The organism is Actinosynnema sp. NPDC059797, from assembly GCF_042732085.1.
Classification (GTDB): Bacteria; Actinomycetota; Actinomycetes; order Mycobacteriales; family Pseudonocardiaceae; genus Actinosynnema.
Genome location: NZ_JBHWIE010000155.1, coordinates 12,144 through 16,797 on the forward strand (window position 1 = coordinate 12,144; position 4,654 = coordinate 16,797).

4 protein-coding genes are annotated in these 4,654 nt (G+C 76.6%); 2 read left to right on the plus strand and 2 right to left on the minus strand.

Annotated elements, in window-relative coordinates:
• Both ACFV4N_RS27285 and ACFV4N_RS27290 read left to right on the plus strand, forming a co-directional pair.
• On the plus strand, window positions 1–324 hold a 324-nt coding region (locus ACFV4N_RS27285; protein WP_499675453.1), incomplete at its 5' end, for a hypothetical protein.
• Window positions 325–384: 60 nt separating this feature from the next.
• Window positions 385–672: a hypothetical protein gene (locus ACFV4N_RS27290; RefSeq protein ID WP_499675454.1), complete on the plus strand. Its 288-nt coding sequence runs from the start codon at window positions 385–387 to the stop codon at window positions 670–672.
• Window positions 673–772: 100 nt separating this feature from the next.
• Here the strand turns inward: ACFV4N_RS27290 and ACFV4N_RS27295 are convergent, their stop codons facing one another.
• Window positions 773–4,276, minus strand: coding sequence for an ATP-binding protein (locus ACFV4N_RS27295; RefSeq protein ID WP_499675455.1), 3,504 nt, complete (start codon window positions 4,274–4,276; stop codon window positions 773–775).
• Window positions 4,277–4,466: 190 nt separating this feature from the next.
• A partial coding sequence (locus ACFV4N_RS27300; protein WP_499675456.1) for a hypothetical protein occupies window positions 4,467–4,654 on the minus strand: 188 nt, incomplete at its 5' end.

A 4,654-nucleotide genomic window follows, 5' to 3' on the forward strand; every position in this document is an offset into this window, starting at 1 on the left:
GTCGTGACGATCGAAGGGCTGAACAAGCTCTGGGCGCTCAAGAGCACCCTGACCATCCCGCTGGCCAACGTCCGGGGCGCCACCGCGGACCCCGGGATCATCAAGGAGCCCAAGGGCATCCGCGCCCCCGGCGCCCACCTCCCCGGTGTGATCACCGCGGGCACCTTCCACCTCGACGGCGACCGCGTGTTCTGGGACGTGCGCGACCCCGCCAAAGCCGTCGTCATCGAACTGGCCGACGAGCGCTACGCCCGCCTGGTGCTCCAGGTCGACGACCCCCGCGCCACCGTCGAACTGGTCGAAGGCGTCGCGCACCGCCCCTGACCGCCGGTTCGCCACCCGCCCCGAAAGGCCGACAAGTACGGCAGCGGTCGCACCGGCCTGGTGCTGCTGCAACCGCAGGCGATCCGGCAGTCGGACCTGATCGCACTGCAACTGCACGCCCAACTGGCCGCCGCCGCACAGGGCGGGCAGATCACCCCGGAACAACAACAGGTCAACGACGAGGGCGTGGACCGGGCCACAAGCGCCCTGCGCGCGAACGAACCGCTCGACCCCACCGGTCTCCTGCCCGTCCTCGCCCGGTTCTTCCAAGCGCTGTTCGACGGCCCCAGCCGGCGTTTCGTCCTCAGCGTGGACGCCCTGCACACCTTCACCGACTGTCTGCGCTGAACACGACCCGGGCGGTCGGCGGTGGCTGCCGTGGGCACACCGTCGACCGAGCCCGGTGAGAGCGACCCGGTCGATCAGACCCGGTCGATCAGACCCCACTTCAGCCAACGCGGCTGGTCGCTCGGCGGATGTCCCACGCCGCACCCAGATCCCGGTACAGCCCGACCGCCTCGCGCAACGTCGCCCCGGCCTCCGCCCCACGCCGCGCGCGGGCCAGGAGGACCGCGCGGTCCTCCAGCGTCTGCGCCAGTTCGAACACCCGGCCCACCGACCGGTAGTGCGCCGCGACCGCCGTGAGCCCGTCGGGATCCTCCTCCAACACGCAACGGCACCTCCGCGCCGCCGCGGCCGCCCTCGCCTCGGTCGACTCCACGGCCGCCTCCGCCTCGCACGCCTCCACCGCAGCGCGCGCCGTCGCCCGGTCGTCGCAGTCCAGCGCGATCCGGACCAGCTCGGGCAGCCACTGGTGCCGCAGCATCATCTGCGCGTAACGCGTGTCGAGGATCCCGCCCAGCAGCTCGATCGCCTCGGCGTGGTCGCCGTCCCGGTACGCGGACGTGGCTCGGGCGGCTACCAGGAAGTCGCAGTTCTCCCTGTTCGCCGCCGTCACCAGTGGCACCGTCAGGCCCGCGTGCAGGTGCCGCCTCAGCGCCAGCTCGTCGTCGCGGTGCGCGGCGATCAGCGCGGCCACGCCGTGGAGCAGCACCGTCCCGCCCTCGCGCAGCCCGAACCCCGTGATGCCCGAATCGTCACCGAGCACCGCGCCCAGCCGGGCCACCGCCTCGTCCCACCCGCCCAGCCAGAACCGGTGGACCGACGCGCCCACCTGGAGCGCCGCCACGGGTGCGCCGTGCCCGGCGACCTCGAACGCCAGCCGCAGGGTGTCGGTCGCCTCGTCCAGCCGGTCCAGGCACTGGAGCGTGAACACGCGGTTGTCCAGCAGCACCAGCTTCAGGTCGGTGAGGCTGCGGTCGGTGCCCACCACGTCCAGCGCCCGGTCCAGGTAGGCCAGCGCGCTCACGTAGTCGCGCCGCGCCGCGTCGACCTGCCACAGCACCTCCAGCGACTGGCCGATGGCGAACGGGTCGGCTCCGCGCTCGCCCACCTCGATGGACTCGCGCGCGCTCGCCGCCGCCGCGTCGAGGTCGTCGAGCCCGGCCCGCTGCACCAGCGCCTGCAACGACAGCAGCCTGGCCCGCCACGCGTCCGGCAGCACCGGGTCGGACAGCGCCTCCCGCAGCGACGCCAGCGCCTCCTCCGGCCGCGACGCGCGGAACGGCCCGTAGGCCAGCGTCCACCGGGCCTCCGCGATCCGGTCCGGGTCGCGCAACTGCGGCAGGGCTCGCCGGGCGTGGTGCTCGGCCTCGACGTCCCGGCCGATCCGGAACAGCACGCTGCTCAGGTGCGCCCGCAACGTCGCGGCGTGCTCCTCGGGCACCGACGGCGACCGCAGCGCCCGCTGGAGCAGTTCGACCGCCACCAGCGGCGCCTCGTAGACCAGCGCGGGCGCCCGGAGCAGCAGCCAGTCCACCACCCACGACCCGGCGTCGTCCGGCGCGGCCAGCAACTGCTCGGCCACGTGGTCGACCGGCGCGCCGGCCCGCGCGAGCGCCTGCGCGGCCTGCTGGTGCAACGCGTTGCGCAGCGCCGCCGGCGTGCCCTCGTACAGCGCCTGCCGCAGCACCGGGTGCCGGAAGGCGATGCGGTGCCCCGCGTCGCGCAGCACACCCGCCGCGGCGGCCTCCTCGAACGCGGGCACCAGTTCCGGCACCGGGCGGCCCAGCACGATCGCCAGGTCGTCGATCGCGAACTCGCCGCCCAGCAGCGCCGCCCACCGCAGCACCTCGCGCGTGGGGGCGGACACGAAGTCGAGGCGCCCGCCGACCGCGGACACCAGCGACCCCGGCGCCCGGTCGAAGGCGTGCTCGCGCGCCTCGGCCACCCTGGTGCCGACCACCACGAGCCGTTCGCGCAGCAGCGCGTCCGCGACCTCGCGCACGTACAGCGGGTTGCCGCCCGCCCGCGCGGCTATCTCGCGCAGCGCGGGTCCCGGCGGCGCGCCGACCAGCCGCGCGACCATGCCCGCGACGTCCGCCTCGCCCAGCGGCGCCAGGTCCAGCACCGCACCGCCACCGGACTCCACGACGCGCCGCAGGCGGGCCACCTCCGGCCGGTGCGGCACCGGTCGCGCCGCGCCCAGCAGCAGCAGCGGCAGGCGGCGGGTCAGCGCGCCGAGCCGGTGCCACACCTCGGTGCTGCTCTCGTCCGCCCACTGGAGGTCGTCCAGCGCCAGCACCAGCGGCCCGTCCGCGCAGAGCTGCTCCACCAGGGCCACCAGCCGGTCGACCCCGCCCGCGACCGGGTCGCCGCCCGCGAAGATCGACCCGGCGGGCTGCCGCTCGCGCAGCGCCCGGGCCACGGCCGCGCGCCGCGGTTCGGTGGCGGAGGGGTCCACGCCCAGGGCGTCCAGGGCGAGCCGGAGCGGGAAGCGGCTGTCCAGCTCGTCGGCGACGGCGTGGGCGATCGGGTGCCCGGCCGCGGCGGCCCGCGCCAGCACGGCGGTCAGCAGCGCCGACTTGCCGATGCCCATCTCGCCCTCGATCCACAGCGCCCGGCCGCGCCCGGCGGACAGGCCGTCGACCGCGCGCGAGGCGGCGTCCAGCTCGGCGTCGCGGCCGAGCAGGACCGGCCCCTCGACCGGGTCCGGATCCGGGTCCGGGTCCGGCTCGACCACCGGCGCGGTCTCGACCACCGCCGCGGTGACGGCCGGCTCGGTGTGGTGGGGGAAGGTGTGGCTGATCGTGGACGCCCGCGGCGGCGCGGGGTGCGGGGCGGCGGGGTCGCGGCGCGTGCCGGTGAGCACCAGCTGGTGCGCGGCGCGCAGCCCGGGACCCGGCTCCACGCCCAGCTCGGCGACCAGCACGCGGCGGGCGTCGCGGAACACCTCCAGCGCCTCCGCGCCGCGCCCGCTGTGGTGCAGGGCCAGCACCAGCAGCTCGCGCGCCCGCTCCCGCAGCGGCTCCTCGGCGACCAGCGCGCCCAGCTCGGCGATCACGTCGGTGTACGTGCCGGTCGCCAGGGCGGCCTCGGCGCGCAGCTCCCGCGCGGTGGCCCGCTCCGCGGTCAGCTCACGCCGCCGCGACTCGGTGAACGGGCCGCTCAAACCCGCCAGCGCCTCACCCCGCCACAGCTCCAGCGCCGCGGTCAGCGAGGCCAGCGCGGCGTCCGCGTCGCCGTCGGCCAGCTGCCGCTGACCGCGCGCCCGCAGCCCCCGGAACGCGGCCAGGTCCGAGGCGGCCGGGTCCCACCGCAGCCGGTAGCCCGAACCGACGGACTCCAGCAGCCGCGACGCCGTGCCGCGCGCCCGGTCCGGCTCCAATGCCTTGCGCAGCAACGAGACGTAGGTGTGGACGCTGCCCTCCGCGGTGGCCGGGGCGTCCCGGCCCCACACGCCCGCGACCAGCTCGTCCCGCCGCACCACCGCGCCCGCGCGCAGCGCGAGCATCGCGAACACCGCCCGGGGCCGCGCCGAGCCCAGCGCCACCTCCCGGTCCCCGACCCACGCGCGCACCGGACCCAGCACGACCAACCGCAACGCCGTCATCCCGCTGCCCTTCCCCTGAGGCTCCCCAAGCGCGACGGTGCGCCCGCACCCGAGTCGCCACGCCGTTCATCCATCCCTCTCCGCCCACCCGGCACGCCCCGCCGCGGCCCTCCCGATCATGGGGTGCGGTCGCACCCGGCGCCGGGCACGACCGCGCGCGCCCGTCCCGCCCCGCCTTCCCCGAGGACCCTCAGGCCGCACGGCACAACCGAGCACCCGCCCGCCGCGCGTCCCACTCCGCGCCGAAACCCCGGTAGAGCGCCACGGCCTCCCGCGTCGCCGCGTCGGCCGCGCCGTCGTCACCGAGTTCGGCCAGCAGCGCGGCGGCGTCCTCCAGCGACTCGGCCAGCTCCACCGGCCGACCCGCCTCCCGGTACC